The following is a 23926-nucleotide window of genomic DNA, read 5'->3' as shown; positions in this document are numbered from 1 at the left end:
TTTCAAAAAAAGGAGGATATTACATGCGTTTGGATAAATTGCTTTCTACCATTGGGTACGGAAGCCGAAAAGAAGTTAAAGGTCTTTTAAAGACTGGAGCTGTTAAGGTAGACGGTACAGCGGTTAAAGGTGCTAAGGTACATGTTAATCCAGATGAACAAGAAATAACTGTGCATGGCGAAGCCGTTTCTTACCGAGAATTTGTTTACTTTATGCTGCATAAGCCGCAAGGTGTCATATCAGCGACGGAAGATTCTCTTCATGAAACAGTTTTGGACTTATTGGAAATTGACGATGCTGTGTATGACCCATTTCCGGTAGGGCGTTTAGACAAAGATACAGAAGGGCTCTTGCTGCTGACAAATGACGGTCAGCTTGCACATCAGCTGCTATCTCCTAAAAAGCACGTTCCTAAAACGTATTTTGCAAAAATTAATGCGCCGGTGACTGAAGAAGATGCTGAAGCATTTAGACAGGGTGTCACTCTTGATGATGGATACGTAACAAAATCAGCAGAGTTAAAGGTACTAACAAGCGGTGTGGAATCAGAAATTGAATTAACGATCGTTGAAGGGAAATTTCATCAAGTGAAGCGTATGTTTGAAGCAAGAGGAAAAAAAGTAACGTATTTAAAACGTTTATCTATGGGAGCTTTGCTATTAGACGAGTCGTTAGATTTAGGAGAGTACAGGGAGTTAACGGAAGAAGAACTAGCTTTATTACAAAAATCAAATGCCTAAGAAGAGGCGAAAGAAAAAGGAACCTAAGTCTAAAATGGTTCCTTTTTTTGTCCACTTTATTCGACAAGTGAAACATTTCACGTTAAAGCACTTAAACGAGTACCAACTCTGCTTGACGTGCAAATGGAGCGGGGGACTATGCACTCGTCCAAGTCTTGACTTTCTACTGCGTAGAATTTTATCTCTATATATAAATCACTTACTACCCTTGAAATAAACTTACTAGGATGACATCTTGACCTTCTTTTGCGTAGTCGTCCATGTACCGCGACTTGGGCTGCGAACTAAATCATTATATGCTAACACATTCAAGTCACGCTGAATGGTTCTTGGTGTAATACCAAATTCGTCTACGAGCTCTTGCGTTGTAACTGTTCCATTTTTACAAATGAACATATAGACCGATTTGATACGAGTTAGCATTCGATTAGTTGAAGGTTTCAAAAAACCACTTCCTTATTCGTTTTTCGTAAGGCACAACTTCTTTATAACTCTGAGATGTCAAGCACTATTTCAGTCCTTATCCTTATTGTACACAAAATCGACAGAAAAATAAAAGAGAAAACGCAAATTAACACAATATTTACAAAAAATGATATAAATATGTAATCCTTTCGTAACATCTCCTTCCTCTATTTGCACATTTTTTATAGTATATGTAAACAATAAACAAATAGAATCCGTTTTTATCGATTGTGCCTACAAATTATTTCCCGGAATTTTGACTCTGTAAACCTTTGATATGAAAGGAAAGAGACAATTATTTCTTTCTATATAAAGGTATGATAAAGTTAAATTTACCAATAGTAATGATAGATACAATCTGTAAAAGCAGGCAAAGGAGGCACACAGATGACAGCAATTAATTGGAAAGAGGAAGTGCAAAAAAGAGAAGCTGAAATTCTAGCTGAGACGCAGCGTTTTTTGCAAATTAAAAGTGTTTTGACAAGCACAGAAAAAAAAGAAGAGCCATTTGGACCTGGAGTTGCTCAAGCGCTTCACTTTCTTTTAAACAAAGGAAAAAATGACGGGTTTTCCGTCAAGAACGTAGACGGATATGCAGGTCATATTGAAGCGGGAGAAGGAAAAGACCTTCTTGGCATTTTGTGTCACGTAGACGTCGTTCCTGAAGGAGACGGGTGGTCGGTTGATCCATACGGCGGTGAAATAAAAGACGGGAAAATTTTTGCTAGAGGAGCAATCGACGATAAGGGCCCGACGATGGCTGCTTATTATGCGATGAAAATTGTGAAAGATTTAGGGCTTCCTCTATCTAAGCGGGTTCGAATGATTATTGGAACGGATGAAGAAAGTGACTGGAGATGTGTGGACCACTACTTCAATCATGAAGAGATGCCAACGATGGGCTTTGCGCCGGATGCGGATTTTCCTATCATTTATGCTGAAAAAGGCATTACAGATGTAGAAATTCGCCAGCAGCCCATTGAAGGAACAAAGGGAAGCGTCCAGCTTACATCATTTGTCTCTGGGCGACGCTACAATATGGTTCCTGATCTTGCAACAGCTGTTCTTGAATTCCATAGTGAAACGGATATTAGAAATAAATATGATCAATTTTTAAAAGATCAGTCTTTAAAAGGTTCAATAACCGAAAAGAGCGGTGCGTATACACTTACTCTAGAAGGAGTTTCAGCACATGGAAGCGTGCCTGATAAAGGGAAAAATGCTGGGCTTACACTTCTTCGCTTTTTACACACATTAGAACTTGATGAACAAGCTAATCAGTTTGTAGGTTATGCAAATGCGTATTTAGTCCAAGATGCACTAGGAGAAAAAATGGGCTTAAATCGCAAAGATGAGGTCACGGGTGATTTAACGATAAATGTGGGAATCATGTCTTATAATCAAGAAGAAGCGGGGCACTTTGGCTTAAATATTCGCTATCCTGTATCAGCTCATATTGACGATATTATTGATACGATTAAAGAAAAAAGTGAATCTTATCAAATGACTATCAAACATTTTACAGATTCTAAACCACATCACGTCGATCAAAAACATGAGCTTATTCAAACGCTTCAAAAGGTTTACCAAGAACAAACAAATGAAGAACCTACGCTTATTTCAATTGGAGGAGGAACATATGCCAGAGCATTAGAAGCGGGTGTGGCATTTGGACCTCTTTTCCCAGGCCGTGAAGAAGTAGCGCACGAAAAAGACGAGTACATGGTAATTGAAGATTTGCTTCGTGCAACAGCTATTTATGCACAGGCTATTTACGAATTGGCTAAATAAAAAGAGGTTGAGACATAACGAAACGAATCCAATTTAAAGGTGAATAACTAGGATACATGAGCTGGACTGTTTGTGACACCGCAGTTGATTTCCATGCAAGGCTTCGCTTTCCGCGGGCGGCCGCTGAGTCTCCTCGTCGCCTGGGCCCCTGCGGGGTCTCACCTGTTCTGCTTTTCCCGCAGGAGTCTTCGCCTTGCCCTCCAATCAACTGCTAGAAGTAACGAAACCGATGAACCTACATTCACCATCACAAAAAAACGAACCATGAATCAAACATGTTGATCAATGGTTCGTTTTTCATTTGGGCTAAAATCCTTTTGTTCCAGCCTCTTTATTATTCATATGAGAATAGGTCGCTTGATAAATAACGTTCACCTGTATCGCAAGCAATACATACGACCACTTGATCAGGAGATAATTTTTTGGCTACCTCGATAGCAGCATAGCACGCAGCGCCAGATGAAGGACCGACTAAAATCCCTTCTTCAGAAGCTAGGCGTCGCGTAATATCGTAGGCTTGTTCATCTTTAATTTTTAAAATTTCGTCGTAAACCTCTATGTTAAGCGTATCAGGAATAAATCCAGGGCTTGTTCCTACAAGCTTGTGCTTTCCAGGTCTTCCTCCAGATAATACAGGAGACCCAGCTGGTTCCACAACATGAACGGTCATATTTGGGTAGTTTTCTCTTAGGACTTCACCTGTGCCCGTGATCGTTCCGCCTGTTCCAGCAGTAGCAACAAAAGCAGATAGGTCTTTTCCTAAATCGTTCATTGCCTCAATAATTTCCTTAGCAGTCGTTTTTCGATGTGCGTCAGGGTTTGCATTATTTTCAAACTGCATGGGCATAAATGCATTTGGAATTTCTTTTGTAAGCTCTTCTGCCTTACGGATTGCGCCAGGCATTTTTTCATCGCCAGGTGTTAGAACAACTTCAGCACCATATGCTTTTAACAAGTTAATTCGTTCTTGAGTCATCGTATCGGGCATGACTAAAATAGAACGATACCCTCTTGCTGCTGCATTCATAGCTAAGCCAATACCTGTATTTCCGCTCGTTGGTTCAATAATGGTGGAATTTTCATTGAGCAAGCCTGCTTTTTCAGCTTCCACGATCATATTAAAAGCAGCACGGTCTTTTACACTACGGCTCGGATTAAAAAATTCTAGTTTTAAGTAAACGGATGCTCCATCTGCTGGTTGAAGACGATTCAATTTAACAAGAGGTGTCTCGCCAATTAAATCAGCCATATTGTTAACAACTTTCATTTTTCTCATCCTTTTCTTATAAAAATTCTCTGTATTATTTCTATGATAACACAATTTCTTATTTTTTAAGCACATGACAAATTTTCAGAAAAACCTCTCTATTTGATCCAGAAAACCTTTAAAATAAATCTAGCTCTTTTTGAACATGACAAATTGGGGGAAGATAATGAAAAGAAAAGGAGGGATTTGATGAAAAGTGATCAACACTATTTTATTGGAATCAACGTGCCAGTCTCCATTGCATATCAGGCAGAAAATTGGGCAAAAGAATTAACACCTTTTCCTTTAAAACAATGGACATACCCTGACGATTATCATATAACACTACAATTCTTAGGATTTGTAGATAACAAAAAGGAAAAGCTGATTAACCGCTTAAAAGAAGTAGCCTCCCGTCATTCAAGTTTTTCACTGCAGACCGTTCAGTACGATGTGTTCGGTGCGTATAACAAGCCTAGAGTGCTTTATGTAAGCCTTAAGCCAAATGATAAGCTTGTGAATCTACAAAGGGATATACAAGCTGTATGGGGAGACCTAAGCGGCTTATACGAAAAACGTCCTTATCGTCCTCATATTACGATTGCAAAGAAGTGGGGAGGGGAAGCCGGGCTTTCGGAAGAGCAGTTAAAGCAAACGTCGGTTGAAGAACAGTTTCAAGTAAGTTCATTTGCCCTTTTTGAAGTTCATCCTGCTAGCAAACCTAAATATAAAAAAATACTATCTTTTTCATTGCAGTCACAGTAGCATATGAACATACAAGCATGGAGAGAGGTTATTTAAAGATCACTCTTATTAAAGGAAAGAAAACGCCGATGATAATAGAGAAACAATCGGTGAACCAAGTGTTAGAGGAATTTTAATTAGGGGATTGATGTAAACGTGGCGCAGCTACTTAAGGTGCAAGATTATATTTCCCGTTATGAAAAAGACGTTTATCACTACACGTCTCAGTTTAATCATTTAAAAAAACATAATTGGAAGAAAGCAAAGCAATTGTTTGAACAAGGGCTATTACATGGCCCTCCTGTAAAAGAAGAAACAAAAGCTCAACGTTCATTTTTGCAAAAAGCAAAAGAGCGGTTTACAAGGAAAAAAGAAACGCTTGAAGTGGAAGAAGCGTTCTCTAGCGATAGCGTGGAAAATCAAGAGCTATTGAGGTTTACAACTCTTCCACAAACAGCGGAAGATTTGAAAATATTGTTTTTAGAAAATGTATTTGATCTTCAAATGAAATGGGCTACATCCACTTTATTTGAGTTCTCGCAAGCAGATCGTAAATATTACCATGATGAAGCTCTCCGTTATTTTATTCAGCGCTTTCCTGATACGTATCTCGTGATGTACAAGCCTGTTTTCCTGATTAATAAAGCTCCGGTAGAAGGGGATATCATTATTGTTACTCCAACGGAAACCCTCTGTATTTGTTTAATAGAAACATATAAAAGTGCTGTTTTTCAGTATTCAAAAGAAAATTTTTGGACAGAGTTAAGAGGAAGAGATCAAAAAAAGATATTAAATCCGTTAATTGGGTTAAATCGAATGGAGCAAATTGTCCGAAGTATCTATCGTACTCACGATATTGAACATAGCGTAAAGAAAATATTACTAAGCAGAAATGGATACATTGACTACGCTGCGGAGCCTTATCAGGTTGAATTTGTAGATGCTAGAAAGTATGAAGAATGGTTTTATGAACTTAGGAAATCTAAAGCGCCTTTAAAGTTTAAACAGATGAAAGCAGCTCAGGTACTGCTCGAACACAGCCAGAGTATTTATTTTGACCGGGAATTCGAAGCAGGTGAATAATCCGAACATTCATGCTATGAAAGTGCTTTCGTTTTTGCGTTTGCTACATATAATGCTACTAAAGAGGTAATTGGCATAAGGAGGAGAAAAGGATGACTGGTGATAATAAGTTTCAGGCTTATTTAGATCAAATAGATCGTATTACTGTTTTAGTTCCAACTTCTTATCATGAAGGTCAAATTGATTTTTTTGTGATTAAAGGTGCACAAATGCATGAGACCATCTCTATTGAAAACGTACATGAATTAGAAGGTTTTATCAAATATGAAGGTAAGGTTGAAGAGAGCATAGAAATTGGACATTCGTACGTTATCTGTGATAATCACGGGGAGAAAGTTCCGTTGCAGGTAGGGGCTGTTATACGAACAAAAGAGTTTGATGAAAGATTTTATTATAATCAAAATGATTTGGGTGCAGCCTTTTATTCAGATCATATTATGATAAAAGTCTGGGCCCCGACTGCATCAGCAGTGGTTTTAAAATTAATACATGCAAATAGCGGAGAAGAAGAACTGTACGTTATGACTCGTCAAAGAAAAGGCGTATGGGAAAAGGAACTTCCCTTAGATAAAGAAGGGTATTATTATCGATTTTTAATAGATGTAAACGGTCGGACAAATGAAGCGGTGGACCCTTATGCCGTTGCAGCTACAGCAAATAGTGAATACGGAGTTCTGATAAATCTTCATACAGCCTATGTTCATCCCCATGAAAAGCCGCCTTTCCTTCAGCCAACGGATGCCGTTATTTACGAAATGCATGTTCGAGACTTTTCTATTCATCCTTCAAGCGGGATAGAAAAAAAAGGTACGTACCTAGCTGTTACTGAATCAAGCGGTCAGCCAGGCAAACCAACAGGCCTCCATTATTTAAAAGAGCTAGGAGTGACCCATCTTGAATTTCTTCCTATTAACGACTTTGGCGGAGTAGATGAATTAAATCCTCATGCTTCTTATAATTGGGGGTATAATCCATTGTTGTTTAATGTGCCGGAAGGAAGCTACTCTGCTGACCCTTCAAATTCCACCACTCGTATTGTTGAAGTGAAGCAATTAATATCAACGCTTCATCAACAGGGATTCCGTGTTATTATAGATGTAGTTTATAATCACGTATTTGTACGAGAAGAATCACCTTTTGAAAAAATTGTTCCGGGCTATTATTTTCGACATGATGAGTTTGGGATGCCTTCGAACGGGACGGGAGTAGGAAATGATTTTGCTTCTGAACGGAAAATGGCGCAAAAGTTTATTATCGATTCAGTATTATTTTGGATAAAAGAGTACGATGTTGATGGTTTTCGTTTTGACCTCATGGGGATTTTAGATATAGAAACGATGAAAATCATTCGGGAAAAAATAAATGAAATTGATTCTACTATTTTGGTGTTTGGCGAAGGCTGGGATTTAAATACGCCTCTTCCCCACACTCAAAAAGCAATGATGGCGAATGCCCGCCAAACACCTCAAATCGGCTATTTTAATGACCGCTTTCGAGATTCTGTAAAAGGAAGCACGTTCGATGTGTATGAAAAAGGTTTTATCAGCGGGAATATTCATCAAAAAGAAGCAGTGCAATCTGTGATAGCGGGTAGCATTCTGGATAAAGAAGACAGTCCCGCTTTATTTATAAATCCAGCACAGTCAATTAATTATGTTGAATCACATGATAATCATACGCTGTGGGATAAGTTAACGAATTCAAACGGAGAAGAAGACGAAGACACTCGTAGAAGTCGTCATCGCCTTGCTACTGCTATTGTGCTTCTTTCACAAGGCATACCGTTTCTTCATAGTGGTCAAGAGTTTTACCGCACTAAAAAAGGCGTAGAGAACAGCTATAATTCACCCGATGATATTAATGCACTCGATTGGAATCGAAGAAGGGAATTTTCTTCTGATGTGAATTGGGTTCAAGAGCTGATTCGTATTCGCAAACAGCACGATGCATTTCGCTTGGGGGATGCTTCAGCGATTAGGCAGCATGTCTCTTTTCTAAACACGCCGAAATCCGTTATTGGCTATTGCTTATCAAACGTATTGGCTTACGGTCCGTGGAAGAATATTATTGTGTTTTTTAATCAAGGCCTAATGGAAGAAAAAGTAGTTTTGCCAGAAGGACCATGGAAAATAGCACTTGATCATTGTAAAGTATATAAAAATGGGTATCCTACTATAGAGGATAATGCTATAAATGTTCCAAAGCTTAGCGTTCTTATTTTATTTCAAACGTAATTATTGTCTTCAACCACTTGACGAAAAAAGTGTGATGGAGATAATATTTATAAAGGATGGCTATTGATACATATCCTCAATAGCCGTCTTTTTTATTTACTAAGAAAATAACGTCATGATGTCTTAATAGATTGCTTTATTGAGTGAAATTTTTAAACGAAATGTGTGTGTTGAAATTGAAGGTGAATTGGTTGGAAGATATATTAGGAAGCGAATGGGAAATTACTCCTGCTGGCGGAGCGACAGGAGAAGCTTATTTTGCAAAATTTCAAGACCGAAAGCTTTTTTTAAAGCGTAATTCATCACCTTTTTTAGCAGTATTGTCAGCTGAAGGAATTGTACCGAAGCTCGTGTGGACAAGACGAATGGAAAATGGAGATGTGATCACAGCTCAGCACTGGCTAGATGGTCGAGAATTAAAACCAAAAGATATGAATTCGAGTCGAGTGACAGAATTGCTTAGTAAAATTCATCATTCAAACGAGTTATTAGATATGTTGAAAAGGTTAGGGAAAACACCGCTTCTTCCCGGAGACGTGCTAGCCGATATTCTAGAGAACGTGGACGAGCGACTTCAAAAAGAGAGTATTGTAGAGCAGGGAATCAGCTATTTACAAGCAGAGCTTCCGTCCATTCAGACAGATAAATATGTGGTATGTCACTGTGATGTGAACCACAATAACTGGATGCTTGGAGAGAATACGCAGCTATATTTAATCGATTGGGACGGAGCGATGATTGCAGATCCTGCTATTGATTTAGGTTTATTGCTTTATTGGTACATCAATCCATCTCAGTGGGAAGAATGGCTTGAGCATTATGGGGTTGAACTAACTGAGAACTTGAAAACGAGAATGAAGTGGTATGTGATAAGTCAAACCATTTTATTCATTGAATGGCATCGTTCGAAAAATGAACATTCTGAAATGAATTACTGGCTTGAATATCTTCGGATGTTGCTCGTCAACGACATTCAAGCACAGTAGCAAAGGTTATGACAAGGTAGATAGTTCTTGGACCCATTGTGATAAATTTTGTTGATTGGTTTGAATATGTTCGTCTAAATGAGCAGCACTTTTTGCATCTTGCGTGTATTTATAAACGTTTTGTAGTGTTGCTTGTACGTCTGTGCTAGCATATCCTTTTGCTAACATTGATTGAATTAAACGTTCAACCTGTTCACATTCCGCAACCGTTCCGCAGCAATCACTTTGATGATTAGATAAAATATCTTTTACTATATTCATTTGGTGTTCGGCATTTAAAGGCATTAAGCATCATCCTTTCTCGTATGATGCTCTTATTTTTTTCTATCTAAACACAATTATGCATGAAAATGTCGGTTGTTTCGAATAACCGACATTTTCAATGCGTCAAAATAAATTAAAGAGGTGCAACATGAGATTACGAAACAAACCTTGGGCAAAAGATAAAATTGCTGAAAATCCCCAATACGTGGTTCCAAATCCAGCGGAGTATAAAGGAAACTGGAAAGAAGTTTTTGGAAATGAAAATCCTCTTCATATTGAAGTAGGAACAGGAAAAGGCCAATTTTTAGTAGGGATGGCTAAACAAAATCCGCATATCAACTATATTGGAATTGAAATGTATGAAAGTGTCATCTTAAGTGCTCTAGAACGATTGATTGAAGAAGAGCTTCCAAATTTAAAGTTGTTGAATGTAGATGCTAACCATCTTAGTGAGTTTTTTGCAAAAAATGATGTGGGTCGCGTTTATCTCAATTTCTCTGATCCATGGCCAAAAAAGAGACATGCCAAGCGCCGCTTAACATACAAAACGTTCTTAAGCATGTATGAAAATCTGCTGGTTGATGGTGGAGAAATTCACTTTAAAACAGATAATCAAGGGCTATTTGAGTATTCATTGACAAGCTTTTCAGAATATGGACTTCTTCTCAAGTACATTAGCTTAGATTTGCATAAAAGCGATTTTGAAGGCAATGTTATGACGGAATATGAAGAGAAATTTTCACAAAAAGGCAGCCGCATTTACCGCTGTGAAGTAAAATACCTGAATGAAAAAGACTGAGTTCCTCAGTCTTTTTTTGTTCAAAAAGAGAAGGGGATAGTGATAAAATAAAAAGGAATATAATGGAGGTGTAAAATGGAAACGCTAACAATAGGCGAATTAAAAGTTACATGGCTTCGTGGAGGGAATAATCATTTAGATGGAGGGGCAATGTTTGGTGTTGTTCCAAAAGAGCTTTGGACAAAAAAATATCCCATTTCAGACGGGAATCGAATTCCCATGAGGACTGATCCTTTGCTCGTTCAAACTGAAAAACACCTCATGTTAATTGATGCAGGTATAGGAAATGGGATGTTGGATGAGAAAAAAAAGCGTCATTTTGGCGTAACGGAAGAATCATTTATTGCTGAAGACTTACAAAAGTTAGGGTTCACGTGCGAAGATATTACTCATATCATTATGACGCATCTCCACTTTGATCATGTGTCAGGCTTAACAAAATGTATCAACGGAAACTTTTCCTCTGCTTTTCCAAATGCAAGAATTTTTGTTAGTGACATCGAGTGGAATGAAATGAGGAATCCTAATATACGTTCTAAAAATACGTATTGGAAACAAAATTGGGAATTTATTCAGCATCAAGTAATAACATTTAGCGACAAAGATGAAATTGTGCCTGGAGTAACGGTTCATCATACCGGCGGTCACAGCGATGGTCATGCTGTAGTTATATTAAAAGGAAACAATGACATCTTAATGCACATGGGCGATCTTTTGCCAACACATGCACATCAAAATGTCTTATGGGTAATGGCATATGATGACTATCCAATGACTTCGATTGAACAAAAGCAGCAGTGGTTAGCTTATGCCTATGAGCATCAAGCTTGGCTAAGTTTTTATCATGATGCTTTTTATCGAGCTGTAAAATGGGATAACAAAGGAGAAATAGTTGACGAAATTAAACGGGTGTATTCAGCGTCAATTCAATAATAGCACCGCTTTTTTTATCAATGAAAAACTCGTAATGTTCCTGTTTTGCATCACGTGTTCTGATAATTCCACCTGTATAACCATAAAAAGAGAGACCATGCTTTTGAATGACCTTAGTCGTCGTTTCAATCCATGAGCCGTCGATTGCCCCATTTTGTTTAAAAGCGCTTTTAACAATCGTAAGGGCTTCCGATGAGGAAATTGACGACGTTCTTTTTTGAATAATATAAGCGCTTGCAAATCCGACTGCAGCTCCTGCTATTAGTTGAGTCCATTTCACGTTATTCACCTGCTTTTTAAGGATATGTTTTCATCATTATATCAAATTGTCGAATGCTTTGTTAAGTTGAGTCATAGAAGAGAAGGACGGAACTAGCAACTATTTCCGGTTTTCGATACAATAAAGAAAATGATACATAAAGGAGAGTATATATGAACAATGAAACGCTATCTCTATTTAAAACATTAACGGAGTTACCAGGTGCCGCTGGAAACGAACATCAAGTACGTTCATTTATGCGCTCGCAAATTGAACCCCTTGTAGATGAAGTCATTCAAGATGGGTTAGGAAGTTTATTCGGCGTTCGCTATAATGAAGAAAAAGGTCCTAAAGTAATGGTAGCAGGACATATGGACGAAGTAGGATTTATGGTTACGTCTGTAACTGATAAAGGAATGCTTCGTTTTCAAACTCTAGGAGGATGGTGGAGTCAAGTACTTCTAGCTCAACGCGTCCATGTTGTGACAAAAAAAGGTCCTATCACCGGCGTAATTGCTTCTATCCCTCCCCATTTATTAGACGAATCACAGCGCAACAAGCCAATGGCCATTAAAAATATGATGATTGATGTGGGCGCAGATAGCAAGCAGGAAGTAGCAGAAATGGGCATTCGTCCTGGCGATCAAATTGTACCGATTTGTCCGTTTACGCCAATGGCAAATGAAAAGAAAATACTGGCAAAAGCATGGGATAACCGCTATGGGTGCGGACTTGCGATTGAATTATTAAAAGAAGTAAAAAATGAAAAATTGCCAAATATCTTATATTCTGGAGCTACTGTTCAAGAAGAAGTAGGACTTCGCGGTGCTCAATCAGCTGCGAATATGATTAAACCGGATTTGTTTTATGCACTAGATGCTAGTCCTGCTAACGATACGTCAGGCGATAAAAATGCATTTGGACAATTAGGAAAAGGCGTATTACTTCGTATCTTTGACCGTACGATGGTCACACATAGAGGAATGAGAGAATTTATCTTAGATACAGCTGAGACAAACAGCATCCCTTATCAATACTTCGTTTCTCCAGGAGGTACGGATGCAGGGCGCGTTCATACTTCTAATAACGGAGTTCCTTCTGCAGTGATCGGCGTATGTTCACGTTATATTCATACCCATGCATCTATGATTCATGTGGATGACTATGCAGCTGCAAAAGAATTATTAGTCAAACTTGTACGCTCTACAGACCAAACAACGCTTGATACGATTAAACAAAACGGATAAAGAAGAACAAAGCAGCTGCTTTTGCGGTTGCTTTGTTTCATCATGACAGGAGAAAAAAATGAAAATTGCAATCGGAACGAAGAATCCAACAAAAGTAAATGCAGTAAAAAAAGTATTTGGAGATACTTTTACATATGTAGAGGTAGACGTGCAGTCCGGGGTGTCACCACAGCCTTTTTCTGATGAAGAAACCATCCAAGGAGCGATTAACCGCGCGCGTGCTGCTGTTAAAGAGACAGGTGCTGATATTGGCATTGGACTTGAAGGAGGGGTACAGGAAACACCTCATGGCTTATTCCTTTGCAATTGGGGAAGTCTTGTTACCTCTAAGGACCTTGAACCGATTTTAGGTGGAGGGGCTCGTATTCGGCTTCCTGAAGCGGTAGCCGACATGCTTCGTCATGATAAAAAAGAATTAGCCGAAGCTATGGAAGTGTATACAAACCAAAAAAATATTCGAAAAAAAGAAGGAGCAATCGGCATTTTCACCAATGGGAATTTAGATCGGACTTCTATGTTTTATCAGGTTGTTTTAATGCTAAAAGGACAGCTAGATTTTAGGACAAATCAAGCTGTTCAATAGGAAATTCCTTTGTAACCCTTTATAATAGAAAAGCATCAGTGTATGATAGTTGCAACAACTCATATACTATGTTTTGATGTAGAAGGATTAAAAAATGTATGGGGCTTTAGCCGTTTAAATACGAAAGTAAAAGAAAAAGTGGAGGAAAGAAAAATGGAAAAAATGCAAACAATTGAACAATACAAAGAAATTATTAAAGAAGGAAAGCATATCATGATGTTTTCAGCAGACTGGTGCCCAGATTGCCGAGTAATCGAGCCTGTGCTTCCAGAAATTGAGGCGAATCACAGCGAGTATACATTTCACTATGTGGATCGCGACGACTTTATCGATCTTTGTGCAGAATTAAGCATCTTTGGTATTCCAAGCTTTGTTGGTTACAGCAACGGAGAAGAAACAGGACGTTTTGTCAGCAAAGACCGTAAAACAAAAGAAGAAATTGAAGAGTTCATTAACGGCTTAAATGCATAAAACAAGTGAAGACTGATAGCGATAAATTGCTATCAGTCTTCATACATAAAAATGAGAAAAGGAGGCGTAAATATGGCGAAAATGAATAGTCAAAAGATGAGAAAGCTACTTGAAGAGCGATTAACGGGTGCGGATTGGTCATTTTTATTTGACCGTGAAAAAGATACGCTTCGCGTTGAACATAAGGAAACGAAAAAAGGTGTAACCATTTCTTTACCTGGACTAATTGCAAAATGGGAAGAAAAAAAGGAAGCGGCTCTAGATGAAATGGTATATTATATAAAAGAAGCTCTTCGTGTTATGAACGATGAACAGCAGGTAACGGGAAAAGAAAAGCGCATTTATCCAGTTATTCGCTCAACGTCTTTTCCGGATAAATCGAATGAAGACGTGCCGTTGATTTATGATGAACATACAGCTGAAACACGCATTTATTATGCGCTTGATTTAGGCAATACATATCGTCTATTAGATGAGAAACTAATTCGTAAGGAAAATTTAGATCTATCCGCAGTGCGGGAAATGGCTAAATTTAATCTTCGCTCTTTGCCGATTTCACATAAAAAAGATACGGTAGCAGGCAATGACTTTTATTTTGTAAATCAGAACGATGGATACGATGCAAGCCGAATTCTTAACGAGGCATTTTTGCAAGATTTTGCTTCTAGTGTTTCGGGCACAATGGCTGTAGCAGTACCTCATCAAGATGTGCTGATTCTAGCTGATATCCAAAACGAAACGGGTTATGATATTCTTGCGCAAATGACCATGAGCTTTTTTGCAAGTGGACGTGTACCCATCACAGCTCTTTCATTTTTATACGAAAACGGTGAGCTAGAACCTATTTTTATTCTAGGAAAAAATCGCAGTAAAGGACGGGACTAATTATGAATCTTTTTTATAATAAAGAAGGTATCGGCGATACGTTAATCGTCAAGCTAGAAGATATTGCAATTGAAAATCGCACGTTTGAAACAAAAAGCGACGTTGTGCGTATCTTTGATCAAAAATCAAATACAACGGCTGGCTATAACATCTTTCATGCTTCTTCTAAGTTAAAAGTAGAGGGAAATGGTTCTCTTGAATTAACAGAAGAAATGGTGGAAGAAGTAAATCGTGTACTTAGCGAAAGTGGTTTTGAAGGTAAACTTGAAGTGGATTTATCTCCTAAGTTTGTAGTTGGATATGTTCAAGAAAAAGAAAAGCATCCAAATGCAGATAAGCTAAACATCTGTAAAGTAGATGTTGGCACAGAAACACTTCAAATTGTATGTGGAGCACCAAATGTAGACGCAGGTCAAAAAGTCGTCGTAGCAAAAGTAGGAGCGGTTATGCCAAGCGGTATGATCATTAAAGATGCAGAGCTGCGCGGTGTACCTTCTTCAGGCATGATTTGCTCTGCTAAAGAGCTGGCGCTTCCGAACGCTCCTCAAGAAAAAGGGATTTTAGTACTTGAAGACAAATATGAAGTAGGTCAGCCTTTTCAAGCATAAAAGCAGAGTGTGATACTAATTTATAGGGCAAAAGCAGGATGTTTTTTTACACGTATATTTCAAAGCGTTACAGTTGCTGAAAAGCAATTGTCAATTCTTAAAAAGGTTTGATAAAATTAAAAGCCACTAGTCTAGACTAGTGGCTTTTTTCGCGTTTAATTATGAGTGCTAATTAAACATGAAAAAATATTTTTGCAAAGAGGAATTTTACTGTATAAATAAGGGAAGCAAAATAGTAGATTTTATAGTAAGAGTTCAAGCATACGTGATAGAATGATAAATGAAAAGATAGTATATATATCCATCTCAGAGAATACTTTGAGGCCAAAGGTAAATAAAGGATGTATGGATAGCTTTTTGTAGATGTCGCAGCACTGCGATATAAGAGGCTAAACGAAGTAAGATAGTCTGATAGAAAGAGTGATAAAAATGGGTTTTGTACGAAAAGTAATGGATTATTTACTAGGATACGAAGTGAAAGAAATCGTTGTAGACGAACATGGAAATACAACGGAAGAATACCCTTTAAATAGAGAAAAAACAATTCCTAAAAAGAGGGCTACTAAGCCTAAACAAATGCAGTCAGTTCATCAAAAGCCAGTGATGAAAGCAGCGCCAAAACCTTCTGTTCCACACTCGGCCAGAACGCAAAAGCGGAATTACAGTGAAGAGCAGCAAGATGTTCATACAAAAGTAGCTTATCAATACCCAAAAGGAACGTTTCGTTTCCCTTTAATTGATGATACGGGAGAAGCAAAAAAGGCAGCAGCTCCTAAAAATGAACCAAGGCCTGTAGCAAAAAAGGCACCGGCTCCGTTTTATCAAGAGCCTGTTCGCAAGTCGGCGCTAACGCAGCCTAAGTCAGTATCTCAGCCGTTAAAAGCGGTATCTGAAAAGAAAGAAGCGATTCCGCAAGTAAGAAAACGTCCGTTCCGTCCGACTGAAATCCCTTCACCTGTTTATGGGTTTAATAAGCGGCCTTCTAATGTTGTACAAAACGGAAGTGAGGAAGTAGTAGAATATGAGCTTCCGAGTACACAGTTATCAAAAGCAGCGTTTGAAGATGAAATTTACCGACGAGCGATGAATACGTCTGTTGTAGAGCCGTTAAGAAAACCAGTTTCTAAGCCTATAGCGGAAGAAGCACAGATTCAAGAAACGGAAGAAATGATGCAACTGTCTTCTCAGCGTTTTGCTCAGTGGAAGCAATATGAGGAGAATCAAAAAGAGAAGATATCATTTCCTGAAGAAAAGCCAAGTTCTTCAGTAGCCGTAAAAGAACAGGAAGAGGTTCCAACTTTTGAAGAATCACATGCGGTCGAACCGTTAGTGGCAAAAGAGAAAGCTACCGACTGGGATTTGGCGGAAGAAACAGCAGTAGCTGAAGAGGCTCCAATTTCAAAGGAAACGCCTCCGTTTGAATCATCCGTTTCTTTCCAACAAGAGATCGGAAATGAAGCTGAAGAGGCAGAAGCAGAAACGTTGATGGAAGAAAGCCCAGCGTTTTTACAAGCAGAAGAAGTAGAAGCACTAAAGCCTAGAAAGAGAGAAGAAGTTCCAGCCGCTGAAAAAGAAAGTGACGTCATTCTAGAAGAGCCAACAAACAGTGTTCATGTTGAAGCAGAACATGAGCTGAATTCTGAAAGTTTACATCCATCGCAACCCGCAGCTGATGAATGGCAACCAGAAGCGGTATCCGCTGTTGTGCACCGAGAGCTTGAAAATTCAGTGATAAAAGAGGAAGAGAGCAGGATGCAAGAAAGTCAAGAGTTACAAGGACAAGTACAGCAAGAGTCAGCTGTAGAACCTCTTGTACCTGCAGAACAGCCAGGGAATGCTGAACGAGCTCGCGGTAAGCGATTAGTGCCTTTTAACGTAATGATGCTGAAAAAAGACCGCACGAAGATGGATAACAGCGCTCGAGAAAAAAGTCAGTCGTCCCAAGGTTCATACCAAAGGCAGGAGGCAGAAGCTCTGCAAAAAAAAACGGAAGTAAGTAGGCAAGAAGAAGTTCACGGTGAAAAAACCGAAGAAGTGGTTCCGCAGGCTTCATTAAAATCTGAAGAACCTGTAAATGTAAAAGCTTCTTCTCCTTATGCATTTCCTGGAATGAACTTGCTTAACATTCCTCCAGCTGCTATTGAAGAAGATAATCAATGGGCGGATGAGCAGCGTGAGCTTTTGGATATGACATTAAAAAACTTTAACGTTCGAGCTAAGGTCGTAAACGTCACGCAAGGTCCTACCGTAACCAGATTTGAAGTACATCCTGAACCCGGTGTGAAAGTGAACAAAATTACGAATTTAACAGATGATATTAAACTGAGCCTAGCCGCGCGTGATATTCGAATTGAAGCGCCAATTCCAGGGAAAAATACGATTGGAATTGAAGTGCCAAATCGTCAAAGTAAGCCGGTGTTAATTCGCGAAATTTTGAGGCATCCTTCTTTTAGAAAAGATAACTCTCCTTTAACGGTGGCGTTAGGGTTAGATATTTCAGGAACGCCGGTTGTGACTGACTTGAACAAAATGCCTCACGGTTTAATTGCTGGAGCGACGGGGTCTGGTAAAAGTGTGTGTATTAATACCATTATCGTCAGCTTGCTTTATAAAGCTGCGCCACACGAAGTCAAGCTTATGTTAATTGACCCTAAAATGGTTGAGCTAGCTCCTTACAACGGCATTCCGCATTTAGTCAGCCCGGTTATCACGGATGCGAAAGCAGCTACTACAGCTTTAAAGTGGGCAGTAGAGGAAATGGAGCGCCGTTACGAACTGTTTGCACATGCGGGCGTACGTGATATTACAAAATACAACGAACGTGTAAAAGAACATAATGAAAAAAGCGGGGAGCTGCCGTATCTAGTTATTATTATTGATGAACTTGCCGACTTGATGATGGTATCTCCAGGGGAAGTAGAGGAAGCTATTTGCCGTATTGCACAAAAGGCAAGAGCGTGTGGCATTCACTTATTGCTTGCAACGCAGCGTCCTTCCGTAGATGTTATTACAGGCTTAATTAAAGCAAATGTGCCAACGCGTATCGCATTTTCTGTTTCTTCGCAAGTTGATTCACGTACAATTATCGACACAGGAGGAGCAGAGAAGCTATTAGGTAAAGGTGATATGCTGCTTCTTGAAAACGGATCTTCTAAAAGCGTTCGAATTCAAGGGAACTTTGTTTCAGATGAAGAAATTGATCGCGTTGTAGATCATGTCAAAAAGCAAATGAAGCCAACATACTTATTTGATCAAGAAGATTTGTTGAAAAAGCAGCAAAGCTTTGCTTCAAATGAAGAAGATGAGCTTTTCTATGAAGCATGCGAGTTTGTGCTAGACCAAGGCGGTGCATCTACTTCCAGTCTGCAAAGACGCTTCAGAATGGGGTACAATCGCGCAGCGCGCCTAATTGATATGATGGAGCAGCAAGGAATTATTTCAGAAGCAAGAGGAAGCAAGCCGAGAGATGTGCTCATTACCGAAAACGAGCTTCAGGAAATGGAAAGTCAAACAGCCACTTCTACATTTTAAGCTGTTTTTCTGCATGTAGGTTAAAAAAAGAGGCTATGCAAAATCAGCAGGATACAGCTTTATGTGAGCTAACGCTCTGTCACTGTATCCGCCGCCTCTTTTTTTCCTGCTTTAAGTTCGTTTATACAGAATTTGAGTAGGGATTTTGGAAGAAATCCATCAGGAAAAAAAGGAAAAGGTTTGTCAGAACTAGTAAAATGATTTACTATATGTAAGGATAATGTGTGTTTTGCTTTTTTAGCATGTGATAGTTTGCTATCATTTCTCACCAGCTGAAACATATGAGCTGAAGGCGTTTAAAGAGGACAAACCAAAATAATTAGAGTACGAGTGAAGAGTAATGACAGAAGAAAATCATGAACTGATTAACTTTAATGAAATTCGTGAACAAAAGCAGCTTCAGTCTGATAATGCTATTTGCGACTTTTACAATCAATATTGCTTTTTTGTGAACCGCTATACGAATATACGAGAAAAAGTGCGGGCTTCACATCTATTTAAAGAGTTAGTAAACTTGCCTCATGAGGCGGCTCTATCTGATTCCCATGAACAATTATTTTTTCAGTGGTTTGCATTTGAATATGTAACCATTCAGGGGAAAACCCTGCTGCAGCTGTTTTTAGCTGATCAGGCGAAGCAGAAAACAGAGTCGTTTTTAATTCAAGGAGCCTTTTTTTTGACGAGTGTACTAGAGCCAATTATTGTGTCTAAAGTACCTAATTCGTTTTTCTTAAAAGGATATACCCCATTGACAAATGAGCAGGTTATCATCAAAGATGTAAGAGGAAGATTTGCAAATTTAGAGGAACAACAAGTAATTTGGATTCGAAAAATAAAATCAATCGGATATGACGTGTTAATTGACTCTTTCTTTTTAGGACATAAACAACGCATTGAACAGTTAGTAACCCAATATAATGACAAAAAAAATGCAATGACATGGCGATCGTTTTTAAAACAGCAGGCTATATACTATGTGATGAAGCCAAAATAAAAGGCCGTTTCGCAAGGGAAGAGAGTAGAAATGGAGTCATGGAGTTATGTTATAAGAAGTGATATAATGTACGAATGTTATCGTGAAATCAGCAATCAAACGACATTTATATACGTTTGTAAGAGCAATTCTAGATAACCGTCATATACTGTCTTACAGATAGACGAATGTTGGAGGTTCTTTATATGACAGTTTACCATTTTGTAGGTATTAAAGGAACAGGAATGAGTGCGCTTGCGCAAATCCTAAACGATATGGGCTTTCAAGTTCAAGGATCGGATATTGAAAAAGAAATTTTTACGCAAAAAGCACTAGAACAGCAGGGAATTCCTGTTTTACCATTTGATAAAAATAATATTAAAGACGGCATGACTGTAATTGCAGGAAATGCTTTTCCTGATACGCATGAAGAAATTGCAGAAGCAGCTTCAAAAGAAGGAGTCAAGCTTGTACGCTATCACCGTTTCTTAGGTGACTTTATGAAACAGTATACGAGTGTAGCTGTAACAGGAGCACACGGAAAAACATCCACAACGGGTATGTTAGCGCATGTGATTCAAGGAGCTGAACCTACTTCATATTTAATTGGAGACGGTACGGGTAAAGGTGTAAAAGACAGCAAGTATTTTGCGTTTGAGGCATGTGAGTATCGCCGCCACTTCTTATCTTATACGCCAGACTATGCAATTATGACGAATATTGATTTTGATCACCCTGATTATTTTGCCAATATCGATGATGTATTCAGCGCGTTCCAAGAGATGGCACTTCAAGTCAAAAAAGGAATTATTGCCTGTGGAGACGATGAACATCTGCAGCAAATTCAAGCGAAGGTACCTGTTCTTTATTACGGATTAGGCGAAGAAAATGATTTCCAAGCACGTAATATCGTAAAAAGCACAACAGGCACAACATTTGACGTGTTCGTTCGAAATACATTCCACGCATCATTTGAGATTCCAGGGTATGGCGACCATAACATCTTAAATGCACTTTCCGTTATTGCACTTTGTCATTATGAAGAAATTGACGTTGCTGTGCTGCAAGAGCGTTTTAAAACATATCAAGGTGTAAAGCGTCGTTTCAGCGAAAAGAACGTTGGCAAACAAGTGCTAATCGATGATTATGCACACCATCCAACGGAAATTAATGCAACGATTTCAGCTGCTCGTCAAAAGTATCCAAACCGCGAAGTTGTGGCTGTTTTCCAACCGCATACGTTTACGCGTACACAAACGTTCTTAGAGGACTTTGCAGCAAGCTTACAGCACGCTGATAAAGTATATCTATGTGACATTTTTGGATCAGCCCGTGAGCATCAAGGTAAATTATCAATTGAAGATCTACGAAGCAAAATCAGCGGAGCTGAATTAATTAATGAAGAAACAATTGAATCGTTAAAAGACCATAATGAAGCTGTATTAGTATTTATGGGTGCTGGAGACATTCAAAAGTTTGAAAAACTATATCAGCAAACCGTATCATAAAAAAAAGGCACTCTCCTGAGTGCCTTTTTTTTATTTCAAAACTCATTTTAAATTTTCAGGGTTTAACGCTTTTAATTCTTCAATGACAAATAGCCCGTCTTTACGAATCAACACGTCATCGAAATAAATCTCACCGCCACCGTATTCTGGGCGCTGAATCATCACCATATCCCAGTGAATATTTGACTTGTTTCCGTTATACGCATCTTCGTAGCACTCGCCAGGAGTGAAGTGGAAGCTTCCGTCAATTTTTTCATCAAATAAAATGTCTTGCATTGGATGTTGAATATACGGATTTACGCCAATCGCAAATTCGCCAACAAAACGAGCGCCTTCATCTGTATCAAAAATGCCGTTGATGCGTTCTGTATCATTAGCGGTTGCTTCAACAATTTTACCGTTTTTAAATGTTAAGGATACATTCTCAAACGTAAAGCCTTGATAGTTAGAAGGAGTGTTGTAAGAAATTGTTCCGTTTACAGAATCACGTACAGGAGCCGTGTATACTTCACCGTCCGGAATATTCATTTCTCCGGCACACTTCACTGCAGGAATATCTTTAATAGAGAACGTTAAGTCTGTATTCTCACCCGTTAAACGCACTTTGTCCGTACGGTTCATGAGCTCAACTAAAGCATCCATCGCTTTGCTCATTTTGCCATAGTCTAAGTTGCATACATCGAAATAAAAATCTTCAAATGCTTCTGTACTCATTTTAGCAAGCTGCGCCATTGAATCGTTTGGGTAGCGAAGAACGACCCATTTTGTTTTTGGAACGCGAATTTCTCTATGTACTTTTTTACCGATCGTATTCCCTTGGATTTTCATTTTATCTGCCGGAACATCTGATTGTTCAAAAATGTTTGAACCAGAACGTAAGCCAATATAAGCATCCATTTCTTTCATCACATTTGCTTCGAAGTCTGCCATCATATTGTACTGCTCTTCTTGTGCACCGTTTAAAAGAGCTCGGTCTACCGAATGATCTTTTAGCAGTACAAACGGGTAGCCACCGGCCTTGTACGCTTCATCTACAAGTGCTGTCACAAGCTCGCGCTGAAGTCCAAAGTTTTCGATTAATACTTTTTCTCCTTTTTGAAGGCGAACAGAATAATTAATTAAATTTTTAGCTAATGTTGCAATTCTAGGGTCTTTCATAAATAGTGCCTCCTTAAAATAACAATGATTGATGATTCACTTTCCATTGTACCCCACTGAGCTTATTTTGTTTGTTTTTATGCTTTAAAATCCTTTTTTTCTTTAGGAAGGGAAATAACTCATATATCGCGAAATAATGTAGCAATCTTCCCTTTTTATGAATAAATGCAGAGAGAATATGGTAAAGTTAAAGAGTCTATAGGGAATAGAAGGTTTAATTGTTTATAAAATTGGGAAAGTAGTTATAACAAGAGAGATGAAAATAGGAGGTGCCTTGCACAGATGGTTATTATTCTTTATTTAAGCGCTGCTATTGTTGCCATTGCGATTTTTTACCTGGTGGTTTCCGTGTCAAAAACATTGAAATCCGTTCAGCACACATTAAATTCAGTGGCAGGTACTTTAGACGGTGTAGAAAAGCAAATGACAGGAATCACAGCTGAAACAACTGCACTTTTACATAAGACTAATCTGTTAGCTGAAGATATTCAGCGTAAATCCGAAGCGCTGAACACAGTCGTGGATTCTGTTAAAGGCGTAGGTGACTCAATCCAAGACCTAAATAAGTCGATTAAAAGCGTATCATCAAGCGTTTCAGAGAAAGTAGAAGAAAATAAAGAAACTGTTGCTCAAGTCGTTCAATGGAGCAATGTTGCATTAGACGTATGGGAACGTATAAAATTAAGAAAACAGAAAAAAATTGACGCGGAGCCTGTACCTGTTGAAGTAAAAGAAAAAGCGGTTCAACGCTCACGCTCATTTTCATAAGGATGAACTTTAAAGGAGGAGACGCATATGTCAAACAAACCAAATAAACCAAACAACACTTCAAATAAAGGCTTTTTAGTAGGAACAGTGATTGGAGGAGTTGTAGGAGCTGCAACGGCATTATTACTTGCTCCAAAATCAGGTAAAGAGTTCCGTTCGGATTTAAATGAGCAGGCAGCTTACGTTCGTTTAAAAACAGAGCAAGCGAAAAACAGCGCTGTTGAAAAAGGACAAGGGTTTGCTCAAACGGCTAAAGAAAAAACGGCTGGTTTATCACAAACATTATCTGAGCAATCTTCACAAGTAGTGGACAAAGTGAAAAACTTCCGTAAAGTAGATCCTGAACACGAAGCATTACCTCCAACGAGCTTAGAAGTGCTTGCTGATGAAGTGGAGTCTCAAAGCAACGAAGACGTTCAACAGAAGCTAACAGAAGCTCAAAAAGCATTAGATGAAGTGGAAAGCACAGTGCCACGACCATAATAAAGAATCAAAAGCGTTTACCCTATAGGGTGAACGCTTTTTTTGTATGTAATTTAGGTTGGGTAACGGCAAGTAAATGTTAGTTTCATCAGAGGGATTTTAATTTAACAAGTTCTTTTCTTTCTATGCTGAAAATAACTTCACCTTATAAATAAATTCATTAGCAT

The 23926-nt window shown here is 38.6% G+C and carries 24 protein-coding genes; 18 read left to right on the top strand and 6 right to left on the bottom strand.

Going from position 1 to position 23926, the window contains the following annotated elements; genetic code table 11:
• The first annotated feature begins 23 nt into the window (after positions 1-23).
• Positions 24-740, top strand: a complete 717-nt coding sequence (locus tag MKX72_RS24440) for a pseudouridine synthase (protein ID WP_033579592.1) — start codon at positions 24-26, stop codon at positions 738-740.
• A gap of 222 nt (positions 741-962) precedes the next feature.
• Here MKX72_RS24440 and MKX72_RS24435 read toward each other — a convergent pair whose 3' ends face one another.
• The gene (locus MKX72_RS24435; RefSeq protein ID WP_013059517.1) at positions 963-1184 is read right to left on the bottom strand and encodes a DeoR family transcriptional regulator; all 222 of its coding nucleotides are present in this window, start codon (positions 1182-1184) and stop codon (positions 963-965) included.
• 408 nt (positions 1185-1592) lie between these two features.
• Between MKX72_RS24435 and pepV the strand changes: the two genes are divergently transcribed.
• Positions 1593-2996, top strand: coding sequence for a dipeptidase PepV (gene pepV, locus MKX72_RS24430; protein WP_033579593.1), 1404 nt, complete (start codon positions 1593-1595; stop codon positions 2994-2996).
• Here pepV and MKX72_RS24425 read toward each other — a convergent pair.
• Both MKX72_RS24425 and cysK read right to left on the bottom strand, forming a co-directional pair.
• On the bottom strand, positions 2989-3204 hold the full coding sequence (locus tag MKX72_RS24425) for a hypothetical protein (protein WP_080754455.1): 216 nt from the start codon (positions 3202-3204) through the stop codon (positions 2989-2991). The genes pepV and MKX72_RS24425 overlap by 8 nt on opposite strands.
• A gap of 126 nt (positions 3205-3330) precedes the next feature.
• A complete protein-coding gene (gene cysK, locus MKX72_RS24420) occupies positions 3331-4263 on the bottom strand; it encodes a cysteine synthase A (protein WP_033579594.1) in 933 nt (310 codons plus the stop codon).
• 189 nt (positions 4264-4452) lie between these two features.
• Here cysK and thpR point away from each other — a divergent pair, with 189 nt between their 5' ends.
• From thpR to MKX72_RS24400, 4 genes are all read left to right on the top strand, one after another.
• The gene (gene thpR / locus MKX72_RS24415; RefSeq protein ID WP_033579595.1) at positions 4453-5007 is read left to right on the top strand and encodes an RNA 2',3'-cyclic phosphodiesterase; all 555 of its coding nucleotides are present in this window, start codon (positions 4453-4455) and stop codon (positions 5005-5007) included.
• A gap of 135 nt (positions 5008-5142) precedes the next feature.
• On the top strand, positions 5143-6069 hold the full coding sequence (locus MKX72_RS24410; RefSeq protein WP_028411831.1) for a hypothetical protein: 927 nt from the start codon (positions 5143-5145) through the stop codon (positions 6067-6069).
• A 92-nt stretch (positions 6070-6161) separates the two neighbouring features.
• Positions 6162-8303 (top strand): type I pullulanase, encoded by a 2142-nt coding sequence (gene pulA / locus MKX72_RS24405; RefSeq protein WP_155007620.1) that lies wholly within the window; start codon positions 6162-6164, stop codon positions 8301-8303.
• Positions 8304-8464: 161 nt separating this feature from the next.
• On the top strand, positions 8465-9289 hold the full coding sequence (locus tag MKX72_RS24400; RefSeq protein WP_176344694.1) for a phosphotransferase family protein: 825 nt from the start codon (positions 8465-8467) through the stop codon (positions 9287-9289).
• Between the two features lie 6 nt (positions 9290-9295).
• On the opposite strand, the gene MKX72_RS24395 is transcribed toward MKX72_RS24400, so the two are convergent.
• On the bottom strand, positions 9296-9574 hold the full coding sequence (locus MKX72_RS24395; RefSeq protein WP_028411828.1) for a YtzH-like family protein: 279 nt from the start codon (positions 9572-9574) through the stop codon (positions 9296-9298).
• A gap of 127 nt (positions 9575-9701) precedes the next feature.
• Here MKX72_RS24395 and trmB point away from each other — a divergent pair, with 127 nt between their 5' ends.
• Together trmB and MKX72_RS24385 are read left to right on the top strand one after the other, a co-directional pair.
• Positions 9702-10352 carry a tRNA (guanosine(46)-N7)-methyltransferase TrmB gene (gene trmB / locus MKX72_RS24390; RefSeq protein ID WP_028411827.1) on the top strand — a complete coding sequence of 217 codons (651 nt, stop codon included), beginning with the start codon at positions 9702-9704 and terminating at the stop codon, positions 10350-10352.
• Positions 10353-10427: 75 nt separating this feature from the next.
• Positions 10428-11285 carry a YtnP family quorum-quenching lactonase gene (locus MKX72_RS24385; RefSeq protein ID WP_033579597.1) on the top strand — a complete coding sequence of 286 codons (858 nt, stop codon included), beginning with the start codon at positions 10428-10430 and terminating at the stop codon, positions 11283-11285.
• Here MKX72_RS24385 and MKX72_RS24380 read toward each other — a convergent pair.
• Positions 11254-11565, bottom strand: a complete 312-nt coding sequence (locus tag MKX72_RS24380; RefSeq protein ID WP_028411825.1) for a PepSY domain-containing protein — start codon at positions 11563-11565, stop codon at positions 11254-11256. The genes MKX72_RS24385 and MKX72_RS24380 overlap by 32 nt on opposite strands.
• A 152-nt stretch (positions 11566-11717) precedes the next feature.
• On the opposite strand from MKX72_RS24380, the gene MKX72_RS24375 reads away from it, so the two are divergent.
• The 8 genes from MKX72_RS24375 (at position 11718) to murC (ending at position 21350) form a co-directional block, all read left to right on the top strand.
• Positions 11718-12791, top strand: a complete 1074-nt coding sequence (locus tag MKX72_RS24375) for a M42 family metallopeptidase (RefSeq protein ID WP_013059506.1) — start codon at positions 11718-11720, stop codon at positions 12789-12791.
• A gap of 58 nt (positions 12792-12849) precedes the next feature.
• Entirely contained in the window at positions 12850-13374 is a 525-nt protein-coding gene (locus MKX72_RS24370) for a DUF84 family protein (RefSeq protein WP_033579598.1), read from the top strand.
• Between the two features lie 153 nt (positions 13375-13527).
• Positions 13528-13845 (top strand): thioredoxin family protein, encoded by a 318-nt coding sequence (locus tag MKX72_RS24365; RefSeq protein ID WP_013059504.1) that lies wholly within the window; start codon positions 13528-13530, stop codon positions 13843-13845.
• Between the two features lie 72 nt (positions 13846-13917).
• Positions 13918-14730 carry a DUF1444 domain-containing protein gene (locus MKX72_RS24360; protein WP_080754456.1) on the top strand — a complete coding sequence of 271 codons (813 nt, stop codon included), beginning with the start codon at positions 13918-13920 and terminating at the stop codon, positions 14728-14730.
• A gap of 2 nt (positions 14731-14732) precedes the next feature.
• Positions 14733-15338: a YtpR family tRNA-binding protein gene (gene ytpR, locus MKX72_RS24355; protein WP_028411821.1), complete on the top strand. Its 606-nt coding sequence runs from the start codon at positions 14733-14735 to the stop codon at positions 15336-15338.
• A gap of 429 nt (positions 15339-15767) precedes the next feature.
• Positions 15768-18869 carry a DNA translocase FtsK gene (locus tag MKX72_RS24350; protein ID WP_033579599.1) on the top strand — a complete coding sequence of 1034 codons (3102 nt, stop codon included), beginning with the start codon at positions 15768-15770 and terminating at the stop codon, positions 18867-18869.
• Between the two features lie 340 nt (positions 18870-19209).
• A complete protein-coding gene (locus tag MKX72_RS24345; RefSeq protein WP_033579600.1) occupies positions 19210-19863 on the top strand; it encodes a hypothetical protein in 654 nt (217 codons plus the stop codon).
• A gap of 185 nt (positions 19864-20048) precedes the next feature.
• The gene (murC, locus tag MKX72_RS24340) at positions 20049-21350 is read left to right on the top strand and encodes a UDP-N-acetylmuramate--L-alanine ligase (RefSeq protein WP_013059499.1); all 1302 of its coding nucleotides are present in this window, start codon (positions 20049-20051) and stop codon (positions 21348-21350) included.
• Positions 21351-21392: 42 nt separating this feature from the next.
• Here murC and MKX72_RS24335 read toward each other — a convergent pair whose 3' ends face one another.
• Positions 21393-22508 (bottom strand): aminopeptidase, encoded by a 1116-nt coding sequence (locus tag MKX72_RS24335; protein WP_028411818.1) that lies wholly within the window; start codon positions 22506-22508, stop codon positions 21393-21395.
• A 282-nt stretch (positions 22509-22790) separates the two neighbouring features.
• Between MKX72_RS24335 and MKX72_RS24330 the strand changes: the two genes are divergently transcribed.
• Both MKX72_RS24330 and MKX72_RS24325 read left to right on the top strand, forming a co-directional pair.
• Positions 22791-23276 (top strand): DUF948 domain-containing protein, encoded by a 486-nt coding sequence (locus MKX72_RS24330; protein WP_028411817.1) that lies wholly within the window; start codon positions 22791-22793, stop codon positions 23274-23276.
• 27 nt (positions 23277-23303) lie between these two features.
• Positions 23304-23759: a YtxH domain-containing protein gene (locus MKX72_RS24325; RefSeq protein ID WP_013059496.1), complete on the top strand. Its 456-nt coding sequence runs from the start codon at positions 23304-23306 to the stop codon at positions 23757-23759.
• Positions 23760-23926 lie beyond the last annotated feature (167 nt).

The sequence above is a fragment of the Priestia sp. FSL R5-0597 genome, assembly GCF_038006305.1.
Lineage (GTDB): Bacteria > Bacillota > Bacilli > Bacillales > Bacillaceae_H > Priestia > Priestia zanthoxyli.
This window is presented reverse-complemented; position numbering and strand designations above follow the sequence as displayed.